Annotated in this window: 21 protein-coding genes; 13 read left to right on the top strand and 8 right to left on the bottom strand. The window is 69.4% G+C overall.

Annotated elements, in window-relative coordinates; translation table 11 throughout:
• Window positions 1–132 precede the first annotated feature (132 nt).
• The gene (locus ACFMRZ_RS27045) at window positions 133–1,110 is read left to right on the top strand and encodes an AraC family transcriptional regulator ligand-binding domain-containing protein (protein WP_400181243.1); all 978 of its coding nucleotides are present in this window, start codon (window positions 133–135) and stop codon (window positions 1,108–1,110) included.
• A 269-nt stretch (window positions 1,111–1,379) separates the two neighbouring features.
• On the opposite strand, the gene ACFMRZ_RS27050 is transcribed toward ACFMRZ_RS27045, so the two are convergent.
• The 7 genes from ACFMRZ_RS27050 to ACFMRZ_RS27080 form a co-directional block, all read right to left on the bottom strand.
• Complete coding sequence (locus ACFMRZ_RS27050; RefSeq protein WP_400182981.1) at window positions 1,380–2,546, bottom strand: glycosyltransferase family 4 protein; 1,167 nt, start codon at window positions 2,544–2,546, stop codon at window positions 1,380–1,382.
• Between the two features lie 450 nt (window positions 2,547–2,996).
• The gene (locus ACFMRZ_RS27055) at window positions 2,997–3,212 is read right to left on the bottom strand and encodes a hypothetical protein (protein WP_280270609.1); all 216 of its coding nucleotides are present in this window, start codon (window positions 3,210–3,212) and stop codon (window positions 2,997–2,999) included.
• A 116-nt stretch (window positions 3,213–3,328) separates the two neighbouring features.
• Window positions 3,329–4,291, bottom strand: coding sequence for a non-homologous end-joining DNA ligase (gene ligD, locus ACFMRZ_RS27060; RefSeq protein ID WP_400181244.1), 963 nt, complete (start codon window positions 4,289–4,291; stop codon window positions 3,329–3,331).
• A 54-nt stretch (window positions 4,292–4,345) separates the two neighbouring features.
• A complete protein-coding gene (locus tag ACFMRZ_RS27065; protein ID WP_400181245.1) occupies window positions 4,346–5,821 on the bottom strand; it encodes a sodium:solute symporter in 1,476 nt (491 codons plus the stop codon).
• Window positions 5,818–6,105: a DUF3311 domain-containing protein gene (locus tag ACFMRZ_RS27070; protein WP_400181246.1), complete on the bottom strand. Its 288-nt coding sequence runs from the start codon at window positions 6,103–6,105 to the stop codon at window positions 5,818–5,820. The genes ACFMRZ_RS27065 and ACFMRZ_RS27070 overlap by 4 nt, the downstream gene beginning before the upstream one ends.
• Before the next feature lie 123 nt (window positions 6,106–6,228).
• Entirely contained in the window at window positions 6,229–6,441 is a 213-nt protein-coding gene (locus ACFMRZ_RS27075; protein WP_400181247.1) for a hypothetical protein, read from the bottom strand.
• 110 nt (window positions 6,442–6,551) lie between these two features.
• The gene (locus tag ACFMRZ_RS27080) at window positions 6,552–7,997 is read right to left on the bottom strand and encodes a metallopeptidase (protein ID WP_400181248.1); all 1,446 of its coding nucleotides are present in this window, start codon (window positions 7,995–7,997) and stop codon (window positions 6,552–6,554) included.
• Window positions 7,998–8,110: 113 nt separating this feature from the next.
• On the opposite strand from ACFMRZ_RS27080, the gene ACFMRZ_RS27085 reads away from it, so the two are divergent.
• The 10 genes from ACFMRZ_RS27085 (at window position 8,111) to ACFMRZ_RS27130 (ending at window position 19,328) form a co-directional block, all read left to right on the top strand.
• Window positions 8,111–8,716 (top strand): FHA domain-containing protein, encoded by a 606-nt coding sequence (locus ACFMRZ_RS27085; protein WP_400181249.1) that lies wholly within the window; start codon window positions 8,111–8,113, stop codon window positions 8,714–8,716.
• Window positions 8,698–10,734 (top strand): ATP-binding cassette domain-containing protein, encoded by a 2,037-nt coding sequence (locus ACFMRZ_RS27090; protein WP_400181251.1) that lies wholly within the window; start codon window positions 8,698–8,700, stop codon window positions 10,732–10,734. Before ACFMRZ_RS27085 ends, ACFMRZ_RS27090 begins: the two co-directional genes overlap by 19 nt.
• A gap of 79 nt (window positions 10,735–10,813) precedes the next feature.
• Window positions 10,814–12,943, top strand: coding sequence for a hypothetical protein (locus ACFMRZ_RS27095; RefSeq protein WP_400181252.1), 2,130 nt, complete (start codon window positions 10,814–10,816; stop codon window positions 12,941–12,943).
• A 350-nt stretch (window positions 12,944–13,293) separates the two neighbouring features.
• Complete coding sequence (gene rplM / locus ACFMRZ_RS27100) at window positions 13,294–13,737, top strand: 50S ribosomal protein L13 (protein ID WP_187685274.1); 444 nt, start codon at window positions 13,294–13,296, stop codon at window positions 13,735–13,737.
• The gene (gene rpsI / locus ACFMRZ_RS27105) at window positions 13,734–14,237 is read left to right on the top strand and encodes a 30S ribosomal protein S9 (protein ID WP_280270601.1); all 504 of its coding nucleotides are present in this window, start codon (window positions 13,734–13,736) and stop codon (window positions 14,235–14,237) included. Before rplM ends, rpsI begins: the two co-directional genes overlap by 4 nt.
• Window positions 14,238–14,425: 188 nt before the next feature.
• Complete coding sequence (gene glmM, locus ACFMRZ_RS27110; protein WP_280371609.1) at window positions 14,426–15,793, top strand: phosphoglucosamine mutase; 1,368 nt, start codon at window positions 14,426–14,428, stop codon at window positions 15,791–15,793.
• 164 nt (window positions 15,794–15,957) lie between these two features.
• Window positions 15,958–16,281 (top strand): hypothetical protein, encoded by a 324-nt coding sequence (locus tag ACFMRZ_RS27115; protein ID WP_280270599.1) that lies wholly within the window; start codon window positions 15,958–15,960, stop codon window positions 16,279–16,281.
• Complete coding sequence (locus tag ACFMRZ_RS27120; RefSeq protein WP_400181253.1) at window positions 16,278–17,606, top strand: hypothetical protein; 1,329 nt, start codon at window positions 16,278–16,280, stop codon at window positions 17,604–17,606. Before ACFMRZ_RS27115 ends, ACFMRZ_RS27120 begins: the two co-directional genes overlap by 4 nt.
• Entirely contained in the window at window positions 17,593–18,573 is a 981-nt protein-coding gene (locus ACFMRZ_RS27125; RefSeq protein WP_280270597.1) for a hypothetical protein, read from the top strand. The genes ACFMRZ_RS27120 and ACFMRZ_RS27125 overlap by 14 nt, the downstream gene beginning before the upstream one ends.
• 62 nt (window positions 18,574–18,635) lie before the next feature.
• The gene (locus ACFMRZ_RS27130) at window positions 18,636–19,328 is read left to right on the top strand and encodes a class I SAM-dependent methyltransferase (protein WP_400181254.1); all 693 of its coding nucleotides are present in this window, start codon (window positions 18,636–18,638) and stop codon (window positions 19,326–19,328) included.
• Window positions 19,329–19,360: 32 nt separating this feature from the next.
• Here the strand turns inward: ACFMRZ_RS27130 and ACFMRZ_RS27135 are convergent, their stop codons facing one another.
• Window positions 19,361–21,022, bottom strand: a complete 1,662-nt coding sequence (locus ACFMRZ_RS27135; RefSeq protein ID WP_400181255.1) for an ABC-F family ATP-binding cassette domain-containing protein — start codon at window positions 21,020–21,022, stop codon at window positions 19,361–19,363.
• Between the two features lie 196 nt (window positions 21,023–21,218).
• Here ACFMRZ_RS27135 and ACFMRZ_RS27140 point away from each other — a divergent pair, with 196 nt between their 5' ends.
• Together ACFMRZ_RS27140 and ACFMRZ_RS27145 are read left to right on the top strand one after the other, a co-directional pair.
• Window positions 21,219–21,410 (top strand): PspC domain-containing protein, encoded by a 192-nt coding sequence (locus tag ACFMRZ_RS27140; protein WP_280361732.1) that lies wholly within the window; start codon window positions 21,219–21,221, stop codon window positions 21,408–21,410.
• A gap of 145 nt (window positions 21,411–21,555) precedes the next feature.
• Window positions 21,556–21,864: a DUF6802 family protein gene (locus tag ACFMRZ_RS27145; protein ID WP_280272572.1), complete on the top strand. Its 309-nt coding sequence runs from the start codon at window positions 21,556–21,558 to the stop codon at window positions 21,862–21,864.
• The last annotated feature ends 6 nt before the right edge of the window (window positions 21,865–21,870 follow it).

Below are 21,870 nucleotides of genomic sequence, written 5' to 3' on the forward strand. Positions count from 1 at the left end.
GTCGTCGAGACTATTCAGCGATTCCGTTCGAAAGAATGTGCCGACGGGACGGATTGTTGGTAATTTCGGACAGTGGTTTCGTTTGGTGTACCGCCCGGCGTGCTACCTCACAGCAGCGTCAGCGTGCGGATGATGGTCAGTGTCGGACAGGCGCACGGTCTGGACGAAACATTGTTATTGGCGGGTACCGGAATAGGCGTCGCCGACCTCGACGACGAGAATGCGCAAATCTGGCCGGATCAGGAATTCGATGTTGCCCGGAATCTGCTCGGGCACCTCGGCGACGCGCCCGGTCTGGGCGTGCAGACCGCTCGGCACGCCACCATCGGCAAGGGCGGCATGGTCGGCCTCGCGGCGCTGGTCAGCCCGACGATCGGCGACGTCCTCTCGATCACGGTCCGCTACCAGGACCTCGTCTCCGTCGCGGCGCGCTATTCGCTGGAGGACCGCGGTGACGAGGTCGCGATCGTGGTCGACGGCGCTACGGTCCCCGCCGATGTGCGGGACTTCTTCATCGAGCGTGAAGTGGCGTTCATCTTCATGGCCGGCGAGTTGCTGGATGTCGATATCCCGGTCCTGGGCGTCGAGATGCAGATGTCGGCCGAGCGCGGTGACGAGCTGGCCGGGCTCACGCCGTTCGACCGTCACCCGATCGTCTTCGAGCGTCCCCGCAATCTCGTGAGACTGCCTCGCTCCTTCCTGGACCACCCTATGCCACAAGCGGATTCGCGCACCGCCTCGGCCATCGAGCGGCAGTGCCGCGAGGCGCTGCGGCACTTGCTCGGGTCGAGCTGGCGCCTCACGGCGAAGGTGCGCGAACGACTGCTGAGCGACCCGGACGGGATGCCGTCGATGGTTGAGATTGCCGCGGAGTTGCACGTCACCGTGCGCACCCTCCGGCGCCGACTGGCCGAGGAGGGCGCTACCTTCCGCGGCCTGCTCAACAACGTCCGCGAGATCAAGGCGGCCGAGCTGCTACGCACCTCCGCGACGGTGGAGGATGTGGCCCGCCGCCTGGGCTACGCCGAGACCGCGAACTTCACCCACGCCTTCACCCGCTGGCGCGGCATGTCGCCGCGGGCGTACCGGCAATCGGTATTACGTAAGTAGATTTCGCCGGGATTTTTCCAGGACCGCGGCCGGGGAAAATGCGAGCAATACCAGTCGTCTGATAGTTGAAGAAAAAATAACTTCACCACAATAGTCCGCGGGCAATTCTTGTGAGCGAACACAGGTGTCTGAGCCGCGGTGTTCGGACAGCTGTCGAAAGAGCTGTCTCGCGCCCTGAATGTCCGTTTATCGGGCCGTACGCGACGGCGCGCCCGGGTCGAATCCGACCCGGGCGCATGGTGCTGTGGAGAGTCGTACCACTCGACCGGTCAGCTGTTGCTGGCGACCGACAGCGTGCGGCCGGACCGCCGCCCGGCCGCGAGGGCCGGGATCCGCGGCAGCTCCGCCGATTCGAGGGCGGCGTAGTAGACCGCCTCGTAGCCGGCGCCGAGGTGCTCGCTGGCGAAGCGCTCCATCACGCGTCGCCGGCACGCCGCCGGGTCGAGTTCGGCCGACGCGGCGATCGCGGCAGGCAACTCGGCAGGGTCGTCACAGATGATGCCGGTGACGCCGTGCTCGACCACCTCCTCGACCGCTCCGCCGCGGAGCGCCACCACGGGAGTGCCGCAGACCATCGCCTCGATCATGACGATTCCGAAGGGTTCTTCCCAGCGAATCGGGAACAGCAAGCAGCGTGCCTGGGAAAGCAGCAGCTTCTTGGCAACCGAGTCTGCCTCGCCGAATACCAGATCGCGAGCCGTCAACAACGGACGCACCGATCGCTCGAAATAGGCCTTTTCCGGAGGCTCGTTCATCTTCGCCGCCAAGACCAGTGGAACTCCGGCGGCATGGGCCGCCTCCAACGCCAGATCCGGGCCCTTGTAAGGCGCGTAGCGACCCAGGAACAATGCGAAGTCCTGCTTTTTCGCCTGGAATGGGAACTCGCTCGGCCGGATCGAATTGTACACCCGCCCGAGCCAATTCAGCTCGGTGGCCAGGCCGCGCTGCCGATCGCTGATGGCGACCAGATGGGCCGTGTCACCGAGTGCCCGATAATATTCGCCTGGGTCGCCGTCGACCGGGCCGTGCACGGTCACCACGGTCGGAATACCGAGTTCCTTGTACATCGGTGCGTTCAACGGCCCCGCAAAGGTGTGGTCGTGCACGATGTCCACTCGCTCCTTTTGCGCGATCTCGGTGACGATGCGTCGCACCTTGAGGGCGTTGAGGACCTCCGGGAAAGGTTCGCCGAGCCGGTCGGAAAGAATGTCGTCCCATACGGGCACGAAATCCGCCTTGGTCCCGGGGCGCCCTGCTCCGAGCAGAGTGACTCGATGCCCGCAGTCGACGAGCGCGTCGGCGAGCTGTGCGACCACAGCCTCGACGCCGCCGTAGCCGGCCGGTGGGACCTCGAAGTACGGCGGCGCGACCATCACGACATGCAGTGGTGAGCCGGATCCGCGCAGCTGATCGAGAATCGAATCGGTGCCGGACAGGGTACTGCTCATGGTGCTTCCTCCTCGATGGTGTGGAGTGATGACCGAGTCTCGTCCGGATGGCGTGGTCGGCTCGGTCGGCGCCTCGACCGCCTGGCTCAGATAAGCCGCGGCGGCGAGGTACAACTGACATCCGGGACCATGGCCGGCGTGCACCGTTCGCACGAATCTAGCTTTTTCCGGCGTCAGTCCCACGGGTTCACAGCCGCAATCGCGATATTGCGCCAGCCAGAGGTCGGCTTCGGCGCGGTGTGCGGGCTGTTCTGATTCGTTCACGAGCTGTGCTGCAGGCTTCGAGGTACCTCAGCATTCACCGCACTGCCCTCCGGTCGTCGTGAATCAATAAGTTTCAGACAATCGAGAACTACCGACCGCGGAAAACGGTCGGCATTTTAGAATATAGGCTTTCATTCCGATAAATTCGGTGGACATCACATCGGATCGGCGGCGCTAAGTGCGAAACTTCTCGGCCGTGTCGGATGTGGTAACAGCCGGTTCTGCGTAGAATTCTTCGGCAATGCGCAATTGGTCGGGATCGCCGTCGCGGGACGGGCGGATGATGCGTTGCGTGTCCTGATCGAGCAGGGCTCGACGGTGAGCAATATCGAACATGCCGCGCTCCTCGTGGTTGCGCTCCGCCGGTTCCGGCGGGCGATGCTCGCGCATGCTTGGCAATTACCCAGTAAATTGTCAGACAAACCGTAACGCAGGTTTTTATTTGCGGTCGATACAAACTGGTCGCCGGACCGGTTCCGGCTTCGTGCCGTCGTGGCGAAGGGTGTTCAGGAGTCGGTGGCGGCGCGGCGGGCGCGGGCCCGGCGCTTGCCCTCGTGCATGGCCTGCACGCGGGCGATCGGGATGGTATGACCCTCCTCGACCAGGTCGGCCGGCAGTGTCTGAGGCGGCGGCATCTCGTCGCGCCACGGGTCACGATCGCCGAGGGCGGCCGCCGCCGTGCGGATCGTGAAGTCGCCAGGGCTGATTCCGTCGAGTTCGGACCACGAGAGCGGGAAGGAGACGGGGGCGCCCGGCCGCACCCGCGGGCTGTACGCGGCTACCACGGTCGCGCCGCCGGACCGGGTCGAGTCCAGGAACACCTTGCCGCCCCGGTCTTCCCGGATGAACGCGGTGGTCGCGAGGTCGGGGTCGAGACGTTCGGCACGGACGGCGACGGCCCGCGTGGCCGCGGCGGCGTCCTCGATGCCGGTGCCCGCCGCGATCGGGACGAAGACGTGCAGGCCCTTGGCGCCGCTGGTCTTCACCGCTCCGGCCAGGCCGTCGGCGTGCAGGGCCGCGCGGATCAATTCGGCGGCGCGCACGGCCTGGCGAAAATGCTCCCCGGGCGGCGGATCCAGGTCCAGGACCAGATGGGTCGGGCCGGTGCTGTGATCGGCGAGCAGCAGGGTGGGGTGGTATTCGATGGCGCGCTGATTGCCGAACCACAGCAGCGTGCGGACGTCGTCGCAGAGTGCGTAGGTAACCTCGCGGCGCGAACTCTCCGCCCAGATGGTCACCCGGGCCATCCACTCCGGGGTGTACTTGGGCAGGTTCTTCTGCATGAACGGTTCCTGCCCGGGGCGGATGCGCACCACCGACAGGGGCCGCTCGCGCAACCCGCGGACCATGCGGTCACCGACGAACTCGAGGTAGTCGACGAGGTCGCGTTTGGTGGCGTCGGCGCCGTCGAACAGCGGCTTGTCGAGATTGGTCAGCGTCACGCCCTGGCGTGTCTCCTCGCCGCTCATCGCCCAACCATGCCCCGCGGCGCGAGCCCGGTCAACTGTCCGGCAAGCCTCGGCTCAGCGCGTGGTCGGCACGGCGTCACCGGTCACGCGCGTGGAGCCGGTCGCCGTCGAGACCGCGGCGGCGACGGCGAGATTGGCGGCCAGGGCGATGAGACCGCCGTTGATCCCGGCCAGTGGGTCGCGGCCGAGGGCGTGCAGGACCAGCACGATCGCGGTGCCGGTCAGCAGTCCCGCGGTCGCGCCCGCGGTGGTGAGCCGCCGCCAGTACAGCCCGAGCAGCACGGCGGGCACCAACTGCGCGATGCCCTCGTAGGACAGCACCGACAGGTTGACCAGGGCCTTCGGATAGATCAGCGCGCCGGCCAGCGCGAGCAGGCCCACGACGAAACAGATCAGCTGGGAGCGCCCGCGCTGCCCGCGATCGCTGACGCCGTCGGCGCGGCGGGTCCCGTGCAGGCCGCCGCCGAGAATGGTGCGGCCCCACAGCGTCCCGAGGGAAATGAGGAAGACGCTCATCGGCACGATGGCCGACAGCGCGCCCGCGATGCCGATGACCGCCACCACCGCCGGTGGCAGCGCGTCGGTGACCAGTTCGAACAGCGCCAGGTCCGGGTTCGTCAGTCCGGGCGCCACGAACAGCGCGGCCGCGCCGATCAGCATCGGAATGACCAGTAGCAGTTGGTACCACGGCAGCAGGATGGAATTGCGGCGCAGCGGCGTCGGGCCGGCGGCCGACAGATAGCCCGCGACTGTGGTCGGGAAGATGCAGATGGTCGCCACGTTGAGCAGGATCGTGGAGACGAACCAGCCCGCGCCGAAGGTGCCGCCGCCCGCGCCGGGGAACGTCAGCCACTGCGGTTTCTCCGCGACCAGGCGATCGAGTAACTCGGCCGGACCGTCGAAGTAGTGCCAGGGCACATAGATCGCCAGGAACAGCACCGACAACACCGCCAGCCCGTCCTTGAGGACGCTCACCCAGGCCGACCCGCGCAACCCGGACGCGAGAATGAACGCCTCGGCCACGACGAACGACACGACGGCGGCCACCTTCAGATCCACCGCGCCGTAGGACATGGCGTTCACCACCACGCCCATGCCCTGAATCTGCAACTGCACGTAGGGAATCAGGAAGATGGTGCAGACGACGGCCACCACGATGCCGAGCCGACGAGACCCGAACCGGTGCTCGGCGATGTCGGCGATCGAGACCAGCCGATGGCGGGCGCAGTAGGTCCACAGCAGCGGCGCGACGAAGTAGGCGACCACCAATCCGCTGCTCAGATAGGCGATCAGATAGAAGATCGGTACGCCGTACCGGTACGACCAACCGGCGGCCCCGAGGAACGAGAAGCTCGTGTACGACTCGCCCGCCATGAGCAGCAGCACGAACAGCGTGCCGAACGCGCGCCCGGACACCGACCACTCGGCCATCGACCGTTCGCGCCCGCGTCCCGACAGCACCCCGATCGCGACCGTCGCCACCATCGCCACACCGAACAGCGTGACCGCTACCGCCGCATCCGACGTCATGCCGGGTCCCGCGAATCATCGTCGACCGGAACGAATTCCGCGGCCCCTTCGCGATAGGCGGGATCGAACCGGGCCACCAGCCCGACGATCGGACCGGTCGACACCGTCACCACCAGCAGGTAGCAGATCAGGAACGGAATTCCGAATACCCGCGGCTCGATCCGGTTCGCCACGAACGGCGCCAGGCAGTACAGCAATACGGGCAGCGCCAGCAACCACAACGCTCGCCCACGCCGCCGCAGCGGATATGAGTGGTCGGGGACGTCCGAGGTGGGTTCGGGCATGGTTCGTGCCGCCTCTCACGGGTCCGGGTATCGTCCGAGCACCTTCGTTCACAGGCTGTTCCGAACCGTACTGCGCCGCCGGTGCCATCCCCTCCATCGGGCACCGACGACCGCAGTCTCAGGTCAGTTGCGCCAGCCCGGCGCGGGCCGTGTTCCCGGCGGGCAGACCTTGTCCAGCGGGTGGTACATGGGCACGGTCTTGCTCTGGTCGTCGTGGAAACAGAAGACGCCCTTGGTCGGCGGCGCGGGCTCGGCCGACGCGATCGCGGCGCCGGACATCGCTGTGGCGAGGGCGAATCCGGTCACGGCGAGGGCCATGGTGGCAGTGCGTTTCATCGTTCGATCTCTCCTTCATCACGCGAAGGGGACGAATGCCCCCCGTATGCATTGGATGCATGCGAGGCCGGTTCGGTTCCTTCTGCCTCCGAATACGGTCGGAGACCGGCTCAGGAGTATCGGGACTGACAGGTCTGGCGGTTGCCGAGGACACCGGCGCGGAAGGCGTCGACCCGGGCGAAACCGCTGCGGACGGTATTGCCCTCCACATCGCTGGCGGCGAGTCCGTCGCTGAGCAGGCCGGAGACGGCCTTGTCGAGATCGCCTGGGGACAGGGTGATGTCGCCGTCGGCGGGATCGCGGTTCTGGTCGCCGAGCTTCGCCGTGATGACCCCGGCCAGGCAGGCCGCGCGCAGGCCGGTCTTCGCGCCGGTCAGTGCCTGGTGCGCGTTGTTCTGTACCGCCAGCGCGTAGCGGGACACGAACACCACGTAGGCGTTGTAGTCGCCGCCGACGCGGGCCGGGAAGCCGTCGTGCTGTGCGGTATTCGCGAGGCCGCGCTCGGCGAGGGCGGGCACGTCGGTGCCGATCGTATTCGTCGCCGGGCAGTAGGTGACCGGTGCGGTGTCGGCGCCGTTTCGGCAGTTCAGCGTCGCGCCGTGGTAGTCGTAGGCGGGCTCGGAGGGGACGGGCATGATGGCCGCCATCGCCTTGCTCAGCTCGATCAGGCTGGCCTTGGTGATCTTCATCTCGCCGTGGTTGGGGTCGCTCTCGAACGACTGCGGCAGGTTCTTGCGGCGCTGGTTGATGTCCTTCATGTCGATCGCCTTGCAGCCCTTGGGGCCGTCGGTGAAGCCGATCTGGACGGCGGTCACCCGCTCGAACGCGGAGCCGTGCACGGCCTCCGGGTCTTCCGGGTTGGCGTCGCGGATCGCGACCGTTGCGGCGAGAACGTTGTTCAGTCCCTCGGAGGTGTTGATGGTGAAGTGGGTCGCGTTGCCTTCGGCCACATGCCGCATGAACGCTCCGGCGAAACAGTCGGCCTGCTGCTCCTTGACGATCACCGGATCCTTGGCGCCGACGATGCGCGACATGGTCTGGATGGCGTGCCCGTACTCGTGCGCCAGCACCATGACCACCGCCATCTTCCCGAAGCTCTCCTGCATCATCGGCAGCAGCACGCCGCGGTCCCAGCCGACGGAGTTGTCCAGCCGGCAGTAGGCCGCGTTCACCAGGTGGTAGGTGCTCTCCTTACAGAACTGGGTCTCCTGCGACTTCGGGTCCTTGGCGTTCCACGAGTAGAACTTGCCGACCGGCGCGAAGTCACCCTGGAATTCCTTGTGATACTCACCCTGCCAATAGGTTTGGATGTCGTCGATGGCGTTGAGCGCCAGCTTGTCGATCTCGCCACGGTCGCCGCCGACCGCGGACATCGGGGTGTCGGGGACGCCCTCGCGGGGGCCGCTGGGGCCGTCGGTGGTGGGGAGTCCGGCGACCTTGAACGGGTCGTCGTAGATCGACACCGCCCGGCCGTCGACGGTCATCGTGCAGCCCGTGAGCACCATGGCTGCCAGGGCCGATACGGCAAGCGCCGTGATGGCTAGGCGTCTTGCCACCCTTCACTCCCTCCCCGGGGCCGGTCACGTCTCGGTCGCGGTCGCCGGTACAGAGTAATCGAGGGCAGCTTCGGGCCTCACCGATGTCCGGGTCATCGCATAGGATCCGGCACATGTCATCACCGGGGGCGCAAAAGATCACCGTGCGCCATGAGGGAACCGATCGGGTCTTCGACTCCACTCAGCACGTCACCGTGGGCCGCGCGCCGGAGGTACTGCTGTTCGTCGACAGCCCGCTGGTTTCCCGTGTGCACGCGACACTGACTTGGCAGGGTAGTACCTGGATACTCAGCGATAACGGAAGTACCAACGGCGTGTTCGTGGACGCGCAGCGGTTGGACGGGCCGGTGCCGATCGAGCGGCCGACGCTCGTGCGGCTGGGGGACGCGGTCACCGGTCCGCTGCTGCATCTGGTGCCCGATGCCGCGCGGCAGGCGCCGCCGCAGCGTCCCGCGCCGTCCCGGGGCAGGCCGCGGCGGACGGGCATCCGCGCGGGCAGACTCCGCCCGGCGGACATCGTCAGCAGCCGCCGCCGGGCCAGCGACCTCCCGCGCCGCAGCGCCCGCAACAGCCGCCGCAGCGTCCCCAGGGTGGTCCGCCGCAGCGCCCGCAATCGCCGCCGCACGGGCGCGATCGCACGCCGCCGCAGCGCCCGAATTCCCAACCCCGGCAGCCGGTCCCGTTGGGTCCGAGCGCCAACATGCCCAACGTCAACATGACGACCAAGGCCGATACCTCCGCGCTGCCGCCGGTGCGCGCCCGCGCGTCCACCGCGCCGATCGCCCGCGCCGACCGAATCCCCGCCGGCGGCTTGACCATCGGCCGCACCAGCGACAACCAGATCGTCGTCAACGATCCGCTGGCCTCGCGCCGGCACGCTCGCCTGGTCAAGGGCGCCGAGGGCCTGGTCCTCGAGGACGTCGGCTCGGCCAACGGCACCTTCGTCAACGGCCGTCGCGAACAGCGGGTGGCGCTGCGCGAGCGCGATATCGTCACCATCGGCAACGTCGACTTCGTGGTGCAGGAGGGGGCCCTCAAGCACCGCAAGAAGCCCGTCACCGAGCAGGGCCTGCATGTGCACGGCGTCGGATTCACCGTCGAGGGCAACAAGCAACTGCTGATCGACGTGAACATGCAGGCCGGGCGCGGCACTCTGACCGCGCTCATCGGGCCCTCCGGCGCGGGCAAGTCCACGCTGTCGAAACTCATTGCGGGATCGACACATCCGTCCGCGGGTGTGGTCACCTTCGAGGGCCGCAACCTGCACGCCGAGTACGAGGCCATGCGCAGCCGAATCGGCATGGTGCCGCAGGACGACGTGCTGCACCGCCAGCTCACCGTCCGTCAGGCCCTCGGTTTCGCCGCCGAACTGCGCCTGCCGCCCGACTCCAGCAAGGCCGACCGCCAGCAGGTCATCGACGGTGTGCTGAAGGAGCTTTCGCTCACCGAGCACGCCGACACCCGCGTCGACAAGCTGTCCGGCGGTCAGCGCAAGCGTGCCTCGGTCGCTCTCGAGCTGCTGACCGGTCCGGCGCTGCTGCTGCTCGACGAGCCCACCTCCGGCCTGGACCCGGCGCTGGACCGCCAGGTGATGACCATGCTGCGCGAGCTGGCCGACGCGGGCCGCACGGTCATCGTCGTCACGCACTCGGTCGCGTGTCTCGACATGTGCGATCAGGTGCTGCTGCTGGCGCCCGGCGGTAAGACGGCGTTCTGCGGGCATCCCGCGACCGTCGGCGACTTCCTGGGCACCAGCGACTGGGCGGATATCTTCGCGCGGGTCGCCGCCGACCCGGACCGGGCCTTCGCGCACTACCGGTCCCGGCAGGCCGCCGCGACTCCGCCGCCACCCCCGGTCGCACCGCGCGGCGGCGGTGGGCAGCCCCCGAAATCCAGTGGCTGGAAACAGTTCTCGACACTGTCGCGGCGGCAGGTGCGGCTGATTCTGGCCGATCGCGGCTATCTGGCGTTCCTGGTGGTGCTGCCGTTCGTGCTGGGCATCCTGTCGCTGGTGGTCCCCGGTGAGAACGGCTTCGCGCCCGGCGTGCCGGTGCCGCTGCCGGACGGCACGTTCGTCCTCGACGGCGGCGGTGAGACCCAGCAGTTGCTGGTGGTGCTCATTCTCGGCGCCTGCTTCATGGGCTCGACGCTGACCGTGCGCGACCTGGTCGGCGAGCGCCCCATCTTCTTCCGCGAGCGCGCGGTGGGGCTGCTGCCGTCGGCGTATCTGCTGGCGAAGGTCGCCATCTTCGGCATCGCCGCGCTGTTGCAGTCGGCGGTGCTGGTGGGGATCGTGCTGGCGGGCAAGAACCCGCCCGGCAAGGGCGCGCTCATCCCGTCGGGCAGCGTGGAGTTGTATTTCGATCTGGCGTTCACGGCGGTGGCGTGCGTCGTCATCGGGCTGCTGCTGTCCACGGTGGCGAAATCCAACGAACAGGTGATGCCGCTGCTGGTCGTGATGATCATGTGCCAGCTGGTGATGGCAGGCGGCATGATCCCGGTGACCGACCGCATCGTGCTGGAGCAGCTCTCCTATATCTTCCCGTCGCGCTGGGGCTTCGCCTCGGGAGCCGCGACGGTCGATCTCCGCTATCTGTTCGCGAACGCCCAGCCGGACGCGATCTGGCAGCACAAGGCCGGCTTCTGGCTGCTCGACATCGGCATGCTGCTGGTGATCACGGCCGTGCTGTCGGTGCTGACGTGGTGGCGGCTGCGCCTGCGGAAGACCTCGGCATGATTCAGCGAACCCGCAGCTCAGTGTGGGAATCCTGCCCTGCCCCGAGCGTGTCGGCAGCGCAGCAGGCACACTTATGCATGTGACGGCTCGAGTTGGGGCAATGCATCTCGGCTGGGATGTGGTGTCCGTGGCCGCAGGCGGCGGTGGCACACCGATCCGCCCGGTCCAGGTGGAAGGCACATACACGCCGCCCGCGTATCTGCTGGCGGACGCGTCGGGCCGACTGCACACGGCAGGCGCCGAGCGGCAGCGTCCCGACCTGGGCATCGCCATCTCCGATGTGCGCGACGTGCTCGGCCATCGGCAGATCCGGATCGCGGGTGCGACCTGGCCGGTGGAGCTGGTGTTCCGCGCCCGCCTCTACAACCCGCTGGCCGCGATCGGTAAGCACGTGCGCGGCAAGCCGCAGGTCGTGGCGCTGCCCTACCCGGACGACTGGCCCGACGAGAAGATCGACGAGTACTGCCGGGTTGTCGAAATGCTGGATGTGGCAACCGAACCGCTACCGGAATCGGTGGCGCTGTCGGGATACGTGCGGGCGCTCGGCCTGGTCCGTCCGCCCGAGGCCGGTCGCGGCGGTAACGGGGCCACCGGCGTGTACTCCGACGGCCGGATCTGCCTGGTGGTCGCGGTGCACGGCGACGACGAGCAGCCCACCGAGTCGGTCGGAGTGCCGATCGCCCCCGACGCCATGCGCGACGCCCAGTCCGCCGACAACGTGGTGATCGAGGTGATGGCCGCGGCCCGCTCCATCGGCGCCGACACCTCGACCGTGCTCCTCACCGGAAACGTGTGTTTCAACGACGCGCTGCGGCTGGCGTTCCAGAACCACCTGGGTCACCGGCTGCGCGTCGCGGATCATCCAATGCACGCGCTGGCGCTGGGCGCGGCCCACCTGCTCGTCACCGACAGCGAATATGCCGACGAGGAACCGGACCACCCACATCCCGCCTCGGGACCCGTTGCGCGCCCGGCAAACCCGGCCTCGGGTCCCGCCACCCCGGGCTCGCAGCCCGGAGGCCCAGGTCCCGCCACATCGGCATCTCCACGCGGGGGCCCGCCGTCCGGCGCGGGTCCCTCGGGCTCGGGTTCCGCTACACCTGGATCGCCGCCCGGCGGTCTCGCCTCAGACTCGGGTCCCGTCACATCGGGATTCCCACGCGGGGGCCCGTCGTCGGGGCCGGGTGCCTCTGGCTCGGGTCCCGCAACGCCCGGATCGCCGCTCGGAGAACCGTCGTTCGGGTCGGGTCCCGCATCGGGATCGCCGCTCGGGGGGCCGTCGTCCGGTTCGGGGGCCACGGCGCCCGGCGCGCGTGGGGGCGGGCAGGACATCGGACAGCCGGGGGCCGGGCGTCCGGCGTCGGGGGAATCCGGGGTGGACCCGGGGAACTCCGGGCCGGGCTCGGCTGGACAGGCGACGCCCGGCATGCCCAGCGGGGGACCGGGGGCGGGGCCGACCCAGCATTTCGGTTCTGCGGGGGCACAATCCGGCCTCACGTCGGCTACGCCCATGATGGCGGCTCCGGTCGAGGAGGGCGGGCGGCACAGCCTGCGCACCCCGACCGATCAGGTGCGCCACGCGGGTGGCCGCCCGGTCGACCAGGGTATTCGGCACGTCGGTCCCGTCGTGGCATCGTCCCGTCGCGGGTCGGACACGATTGCGCGGGAAGCGGATTCGCCGCCGCGGCACGGCCGCCACGCCGCCCGCGAACCCGATCATGAGCAGACCACCCGCATCACGCGCGACCAGACCGCGCTCAACGAGACCGGCAGCCGCTTCACCCGGCCGCCGGAGATCCCGCCCGACGACCAGCTGACCACCGTCCTCGGCCGTCGTCCGGCCGACGACCAGGCTGAAGCCGAACGCCCGAGCGGAACCCGGACCGCTCCGGACGCCGAATCCGGCGACGAGCCGGAGCACGGCAAGCGCTCGCGCAAGGTCAAGGACAACCCGTTCGGCGCCCCGACGATCGTCGGGGCGGTGGCATTGGCCGCGTTCCTCCTGCACCCCGGCGGCGCGGCCGACCACTCCGCCCGCCCGGTCCTCGACTCCGCGCCCCTCTGCGCATTCACCCCGAAGGACCGGTCACACGGCACGAACCAGGCCCGCGACTCCGACGACTGCCCACGCCTCGGCGTGCACAACCTCCGCTACACGATCCCCACACCCCGCGGCACCATCGATCCGGGCCCGCCCATGCACATCTGAGCTGTGGGCACGCCGGGAACACTCCGGCAGGCAGGACAGCTGCGGCGCGGGCAGGGAGGAGCGGCGCTGCTACCGATCCAGTGCCTCATGTCCGGAACGCCGAATATTCGGCCACCGGGGCGAGGGCACATTCGAGCCGTGGCAGTCGCCGCCCGGTGCATCCGCGCCGGTCGAACGCCTTGCGTGACCGATTTCAGGGGCCGATGGGCCTGCTGGTATCGTTGCCCGTTGGCGTGCGGTACGTCGCGGAATTCTCGCGTCGTCCGACGGGCCCCGGGTCTCCACTGGCCGCCGGGATCACCCGACCGCTCGCCTGGCCGGCAGAACACGACGACAGACAGGGAAGCACTGTGCCTACGTACAGCCCGAAGGCGGGTGACGTGACCCGGCAGTGGTACGTCATCGACGCCACTGACGTAGTGCTCGGCCGCCTTGCCGTGCAGGCAGCGAATCTGCTGCGGGGCAAGACCAAGCCGACCTACGCGCCGAACGTCGATGGTGGCGATTTCGTCATCATCATCAACGCCGACAAGATTGCGATCGCCGGCAACAAGGCCGACCGCAAGTTCATCCACACCCACTCCGGGTTCCCGGGCGGTCTGAAGACCCGGTCTGTCCGTCAGCTGATGGAGACCCGTCCCGAGCGTGTCGTGGAGCGTGCCATCAAGGGCATGATCCCGAAGAACAAGCTGGGCAACCAGATCGCCCGCAAGCTGAAGGTCTACGCCGGCCCGTCGCACCCGCACGCGGCCCAGCAGCCCGTTCCGTTCGAGATCAAGCAGGTGGCCCAGTGACCGCTCCTGAGGAATTCAACGAAGAGTACGTCGAGGAGGCCCCGGCCGAGGTCGTCGAGGACGGCGCCGGCTACGAGGAGCCCTTCGAGGCCACCGTCGCCCCGGCCCTGATCGACCGCCCGGTGCAGACCGTCGGCCGCCGCAAGGAGGCCGTGGTCCGCGTCCGCCTGGTGCCCGGCTCCGGCAACTTCGTGCTGAACGGCCGCACCATCGAGGACTACTTCCCGAACAAGGTGCATCAGCAGCTGGTGAAGTCCCCGCTGGTCACCGTCGAGCGCACCGAGAACTTCGACGTGTTCGCCCGCCTGGTCGGCGGCGGCCCGTCGGGTCAGGCCGGCGCCCTGCGGCTGGCGATCGCCCGCGCCCTGATCGAGGTCACCCCGGACGACCGTCCGGCCCTGAAGCGGGCGGGCTTCCTGACCCGTGACCCGCGTGCCACCGAGCGCAAGAAGTACGGCCTGAAGAAGGCCCGCAAGGCTCCGCAGTACTCGAAGCGCTGATCTTGCGGCGTGCGGCCTTCGTACGAGAGCAGGCGCCCCGTCCGGGCGCCTGCTCTCGTGCTGTATCCAGCCGCGGCACTTCGTAATTCGGCCACGCGGACGGGCAGCCTGCGTGACTATGGAGGTTCCCGCGGACGCGCAACCAAGACCGCGGCCGGGCACCGCGATCAGACACTAGGGGCGAGGGAATGGGACGTTTGTTCGGCACCGACGGAGTCCGCGGGCTTGCCAACGAGTCGTTGAGTCCGGAACTGGCGCTACATGTTTCGGCCGCGGCGGCACAGGTTCTCGGGCGTGGTAAGCGCCGCGCGGTGGCGGTGGTCGGCCGCGACCCGCGCGCCAGCGGCGAGATGCTCGAGGCCGCGGTCACCGCGGGCCTGACCGCCGCCGGGGTGGACGTGCTCTCGGTCGGGGTGCTGCCGACACCGGCCGTCGCCTACCTCACCGCCACGTACGACGCGTGCCTGGGCGTGATGATCTCCGCCTCGCACAATCCGATGCCCGACAACGGCATCAAGATCTTCGCCGCGGGCGGTCGCAAGCTCGACGACGCCGTGGAGGACCGCATCGAGGAACTGGTGCGCGAACGCGCCTTCGTGCGCCCGACGGGTGCGGGGCTGGGCCGGATACTGAGCCAGTCCGGCATCGACGGCCACGTGGACGACCACTACAGCCTGCACGGCACCCACGAACGCTATGTCGAGCATTTGGTGGAGGCGACCGGCCGCGACCTCAGCGGGCTGACGGTCGTGGTGGACTGCGCGCACGGCGCGGCCTCGGACGTGGGACCGGCGGCCTACCGCGAGGCGGGCGCGCGGGTCGTCGCGATCAACGCCGAACCGAACGGCCTCAACATCAACGACCGCTGCGGCTCCACCCATCTGGACCAGGTCCAGCGCGCGGTCCGCGAGCACGGCGCCGACCTGGGCCTGGCGCACGACGGCGACGCCGACCGCTGCCTGGCCGTCGACGCCGCGGGCGCGGTGGTCGACGGCGACGCCATCATGGCGATCCTCGCGGTGGCGATGCACGAGGCCGGCGAACTCGCCCACGACACCCTGGTCGCGACCGTGATGAGCAACCTCGGCCTGCACCTCGCGCTGCGCGAGGCCGGAATCACGGTGCGTACCACCGCCGTCGGCGACCGGTACGTGCTGGAGGAGCTGCGCCGCGGCGGCTACACCCTCGGCGGCGAGCAGTCCGGGCACGTGGTCTTCCCGAAGTTCGGCACCACCGGCGACGGCGTGCTGACGGGCCTGAAGCTGATGGCCCGCATGGCCGAGACCGGTCGCGGCCTCGACGACCTCGCGAGCCTGGTGCGGACGGTGCCGCAGGTGCTGATCAACGTGCCCGTGTCGGACCGCGCCGCCGTCGCCGCGGCCCCCGAGATCCGCGACGCCGTTACCGAGGCCGAACGCATCCTCGGCGAGTCCGGGCGAGTCCTGCTGCGGCCCAGCGGAACCGAGCAGCTGGTGCGCGTGATGGTCGAGGCCACCGATCCCGACCGTGCGCGCGAACTCGCCGACGATCTTGCCAAGCGCGTGGCCGCCATTTGAGGGAAGTCGGCGAAAGAGTGCGTGAGCTGCGGTGAGGCGTTAATCTCGACTGAACGTCCGGTAGCCGTCGGAGGGATCGGGAAGCAAGGCCCGGTGCCGCCACGTATGGTGGACGTCGAATCCTGATGCGGCAGCGAAAGCTTGGGTTTCCGTGAGGGGGAACAGTGAACACGCTGAAGCTCGATCCGGCGGCAATGGCCGCCTACACCACCATCGCGGATACGGTGTCGCAACAGCTGGCGTCGGCGGCGGCCGTCGCGGAGGGCGCCGTGAACCAGGAGAAGCTGTCGGCCGACCTGGGCATGCTGGGCGCTGATTTCGCGGCCCGGTTCACCGCGGCGGTCTCCGAGCACGCGCAAGCATTGTCGACGGCGGGCCAGCTGGTCTCCGCCTACGGCCAGGTCCTGCGCGGATTCGACACCTCGGTCCAGGGCGGCGACGCCGAGGCGGCCGCGGCCATCACCCGGACCGGGGAGTCCCTGCCATGAGGCGCCTGCGGAACCGGCCGACCGAACCCGCCGCCACTCCCGCGTCCACCGCCACCCCCACCGGCGACCCGCCGATCATCGCGAGGCTGGTGGAACCGATGCTGGCGCTGCGGGCTTCGCTCGGCACCGGCGTCCCCGTCCCCGACGCGACGATCGCCGCCGCGCTGTCCAACGCCTCGGCCCAGGCCGCCGAGACCGAAACCCCGCACCGCGACGGCCTGCACGCCATCGAGTCCAGCATGGTCGGCCAGACCTCCGATGCCGCGGTCCCGGCGCTGCGCACCACGCAGACCGAGATAGGCGACATCTCCGATCGCGGCCCGGCCTATCTGGCCGTGCTGTCGGACGCGCAGTCCACGAGTTCCCGGGCGGCGAAGCGGGTCGACGTGATCATCGACGACTTCCGCCGCGACGCCCGCGTCATTCTGGACAACGCCAACTCGGCCCCCGACACCGATGCCGTGATCACCCGTGCCACCCAGGCGCTGCGCGACGCCATCGGCACGGTCACCGCGGCGCGCACCGAGATGAACGATCACAGCCGCCGCCTGGACGAGATGGGTCCGCTGACGGTGAGCGCGCCGTCCGGCATGGCGCAGAACTACGGCACCCAGACGCAGGGCTGGTCGGCGCCCGGCCAGTCCTCGACAATGCCCCCGCAGTACTCGGCCGTGCCCGGCCAGCCGCCGGGGCAGCCGATGGATCCGGCCTTGGCGGCGCAGATGCAGTTGCAGCAGCAGCTCATCTCCGCGGGCGTGCAGATCGGCACCACCGCGATCAACGCCGGTGTCGATATCGGCACGCATCTGATCGACAAGATCGCCGAGGTCGGCACGCACGCCATGGACACCGTCGCGGCCTCGGCCGACAAGGCGATCACCGAGGCCATCAACCCCGACGCGGCCGACAGCACCACCTCGAGCGGCAGCAACGGGTCGAGCAAGCTGTTCGACTTCGGCGGCGGCTCCGGGCATTCGGGACAACAGTCCACGCCGTCGGGCACCGCGCCGGGCGGCGCCGTCATCCCGCCGTCGCAGAACACTCCGGCCGCGCCGGAAAAGTCGGAGCCCAAACCCGCCCCGATGCCCTCCCCGGTCATCCCGCCGAGCGACCCGGTCCCGCAGGCGTCGGCCCCCGCGCCGAAACCCGCCGCGCCCGAGCATGTTCCCGGCGCGACCGGCGGGCTCGCGCTGCCGCCGCCCGCGTCCGGCGATCAGGACCACAAGCCGCGCGGCGAGGGCCAGCTGGGGGTGACCGTTCCGGCGCGGGTCGAGGAGACGGTCCCGGCGGCCGTCATCGGCGACTTCGGCGATGACACGATCTGATCCCGGCGCACCGCACCCGGACGACGGCAACCCGTTCGAGCTGGGGCTGCCGATGGTGCGAATGCCGGCCCGCCGGCCGAAGCGACGCCGTCCCGGGCGTCGTGGCGCGCGGCGTCGCCGGCCGCCGCCACCCGACGTCCCCGAGGCGCTACCCATGACCGACGGTCCTTCCTATCAGTCGGGTGAATGGGAGCAGTGGCTGGATTCCGCGCCGCCGCAACGGGAGCCGAGTGTTGTGGTGACGCCGTCCGAGCCGTCCGAATCGTGGGGTGAGGAGCCTCTCGCCGAGGATCGACCCCCCTTGGTTCCGGCGCTCGTCGATCGGTCGGGCGGCAATCCCGGTCCGCGGCTGCGGCATCCGCGAAGGCGGCAGCAGGCGGACAATCGCCGCCGCGACAAGGTGGTCGCCGCGCTGATCATGCTGGGGCTCGGCGTGGTCGTGGTGGCGATCGTGCTGACGGTCATCCACACCGCCCGGGACCGGACGCCGACCACCGCCGCCCGCACCACGGCCGCCGCGCAGGGTGTGCCGACCCGTTCGGCCGCCGCACCGGCCGCGCCCGTGCCCTCCACCGGCCAGCCCGCGACCTTCGCCGCGGACGGCTGTGAGCAGCGGCGTACCGCCGACGTGGTGTCCGGCACCGACCCGGGCGGCACCGGCAACGGCCCCGACGCCATCCTCGCCTTCGAACGCGCCTATTACGTGCAGCGTTCCGGTTTCGCGGCCCGCGCAGTCGTCGCCGACGACGCGACTGTGCCCGCGGCGGAACAGATTCAGCGCGGAATCAACCAGATCCCCGTCGGCACCCGCTACTGCGTGCAGATCACCCGGTCCGGGGAGGAGGGCCAGTGGGAGGTCCGGCTGACCCAGCAGACGCCCGACGAGGCGCCGAAGTCGTTCACCCAGACGGTCATCACCGAGACCGTCGCCAACCGCACCTTGATCAGCGCCATTCACGCGGGGTGAGCCGCGGCGTGTGGTCGTGACGGGCTGACTCGCCGAGACTCACGGCTGGCATTCTGGGGCGCGTGACCGCATTCGCCTGGAGCCACAACGCCTTCTATCACCGGCTGCTCATTCGGCAGCTGCCACGACCGTGTCGTCACGTCCTGGATGTCGGTTGCGGCGCGGGCGAGTTCGCGGTCGAACTCGCCCGGCGCGCCGAGCGGGTCGACGCCCTGGACCGTTCCCCGGAGATGATCGACCGTGCGCGTGCGACGGTGCCCGAGAACGTCACCTGCCTCCTCGATGACGTACTCGAACGGCAACTTCCGGACGCGGAGTACGACGCGATAGTCTCGGTCACCGCGCTGCACCATCTGCCGCTCGAGGACGCGCTGCCCGTCCTGGCTCGTGCCCTGCGACCCGGCGGTGTTCTCGCCGCGGTGGCGCTGCCTCGGTACGACCCGCGCGAACTGCCGCTCGAGGTCGCGGCGGCGCTCGGTCACAGGTTCCTTGCGGTCGTATTCCTCGTGCTGCGCACGCTGACCGGTGACCGCTGGTTCGCCGCCGCAGACGATCCCGCGATGCCGGTCGTGCTCGACCCGCCCCTCACCACCCGCGAGGCGCGGCGCGTGGCGGAGTCGGTGCTCCCCGGTGTCCGGGTGCGACGGGTCCTGTTCTGGCGCTACTTCTTGTTGTGGCACAAGCCGTCCGACGAGGCGGGGTCCGATCCGACCGTGCGGGAACGTTCCGATCGGCGGTCAGAACCAGACGTGTAGAAAGCCGGCAACGATGCAGGCATCCAGTTCGGTCACCTGTCCTCGGTGAGCAGGCCGCCTTCGATCCGCCAGCGGCGGGTGGCGCGGACGCTGTCGAGCATCCGGCGGTCGTGGGTGACCAACAGCAGTGTGCCCGTGAAGGATTCGACCGCCTGCTCCAGCTGTTCGATGGCGGGCAGATCGAGGTGGTTGGTGGGTTCGTCGAGTACGAGCAGGTTCACGCCGCGCGCTTGCAGCAGCGCGAGGGCGGCGCGGGTGCGTTCTCCGGGGGACAGGGTGTCGTTGGCGCGCACCACATGTGGTCCGCGCAGGCCGAACTTCGCCAGCAGGGTGCGGATGTCGGCATCGGTCCAGTCGGGCACCTCGGAGGCGAAAGTATCTGCCGGCGTGGCACTTCCGCGGAACAGGCCGCGCGCCTGGTCCACCTCGCCCACCGCGACACCCGAGCCGAGCGACGCGGATCCCTCGTCCGGTCGGATCCGGCCCAGCAACAAGCCCAGCAGCGTCGACTTGCCGGATCCGTTGGTGCCGGTCAGCACGATCCGGTCGCCCCAATCCACCTGTGCCGTAACGGGTCCCAGCGTGAAATCGCCCCGAGTCACCGTGGCGCCGGACACGGTGGCGACCACCGTCCCGCTGCGCGGCGCCGCGGCGATCGACATTCGCAGTTCCCACTCCTTGCGCGGCTCCTCGACCGCGTCCAGCCGCTCGATGCGGCGCAGCGTCTGACGCACCTTCGAGGCCTGCTTCTCGGTGGATTCCGCGCGCATCTTGCGACCGGCCTTGTCCGAGTCCACCTTTCGCGGGTCGCGCGCCTTGCGGCGGGCATTGCGCACGCCGTGTTCCATCCAGTTGCGCTGCGTCACCGCCCGGGTCTCCAAGGCTGACTTGGTGTCGGCGTACTCCTCGAACGCCTCGCGCGCGTGCCGGCGGGCGATCTCGCGTTCGGCCAGGTAGGCCTCGTAGCCGCCGTCGTAGTCACCCACCTGCTGCTGTGCCAGGTCGAGTTCCACGATCCGATTCACGGTGCGCGCCAGGAATTCTCGGTCGTGGCTGATCACCATGAGCGGCACCCGCACGCCGGTGACGAAGCGCTCCAGCCGGTCCAGGCCGTCCAGATCGAGGTCGTTGGTGGGCTCGTCCAGCAGCAGGATGTCGAAGCGGGACAGCAGCACCGAGGCCAGCCCGGCGCGCGCGGCCTGGCCACCGGACAGGGCCGTCATGAGGGTGTCCAGGCCGTCCGGGAGACTGTCGATCAGGCCCAGGTCGGCAGCGGTCTCCTCGGCGCGCGGTTCCAGGTCGGCGCCGCCGAGCGCCAGCCAGCGTTCCAGCGCGGGGGTGTATTCGTCGCCGGATGCGTCGGCCGCCGCGAGTTGCTCCGCCGCGGCGTCCATCACCCGTTGTGCCGCGGCCACTCCCGTGCGCCGGGTCAGGAAGCCCATGACCGACTCGCCGGGCACGCGTTCGGGCTCCTGGGCGAGGTAGCCGACCGTCGCGTCCGGTGGGCTCAGCGTGATCCGGCCGGTCGGCGCGGTGCGCTCGGACAGCATCCGCAGCAGCGTCGATTTGCCCGCGCCGTTGACGCCGACCAGGCCGATCACGTCACCCGGCGCGAGCACCAGATCGAGGTCGCTGAACAGCGTGCGCTCGCCGTGACCGGCCGCCAGGCCGCGGGCGTGCAGGGTGGCGCTCACGGCCGCGCCTCGGCGCACAGGGGCCGCCCGCATCCGGGTTTCGGTTCGCTCACCCCGAAGAGTCTGCCGTGCTCGGGGTCGGACCCTGAGTCCGGCCCGGGAAAAATCAGGGTGTGGATAGGTCCGGCGCCCGATGCCGGTGGGGCCCGGATCGGCGCAGAGTGGAGACGTAGCGAACGAGAGAAGGAGAACCGACATGACCGCCCCCACCCGCCGCCTCACCCGATCCCGCAGTGACAAGTGGATCGGCGGCGTCTGCGGCGGCCTCGCCGAATACTTCGGCTGGAACGCCACCGTGGTGCGCCTGCTGTTCGTGCTGTCGTGCCTGCTGCCCGGGCCGCAGTTCATCCTCTACATCATTCTGTGGCTGGTCATTCCGAAGGGCTGACCGCACGCGGTTATCCACAGGCAACGAGCGAGGCCGGGCGTCATCTCGCTCCGCCGGGCACAGTTATCCACAGCGGGGCTGCGCGAGAGGCCCGGCGGATGTCAGGATGGAGCGACATCCGCCGCACGTCCTCGAGGAGCCGCACATGATGACATCGGACGATCTGCCGGGTCTGCACCTGCCGGACGTCGATGCGCACTCCGATCTCGGCGGTCTCGGTGCCGTCGAACTCCACCACCCCACACAGGACATCGACGCCGACGGCATTCCCGACACCGAATCCATCCAAACCCCCAACGGCACCGACATCTGGACCGACATGGACCACGACGGCACCGCCGACCACGTCAAGACCATCGATCGCGACGGGGCCTATGCCGCATGGGAATTCCACCAGCATCCCGACGGGACGAGTGAGTGGGTCCGTACGGACAAGGGGGAGTTGGGGAAGTAGGGGAGT

The organism is Nocardia sp. N2S4-5, assembly GCF_044628355.1.
GTDB lineage: Bacteria > Actinomycetota > Actinomycetes > Mycobacteriales > Mycobacteriaceae > Nocardia > Nocardia wallacei_B.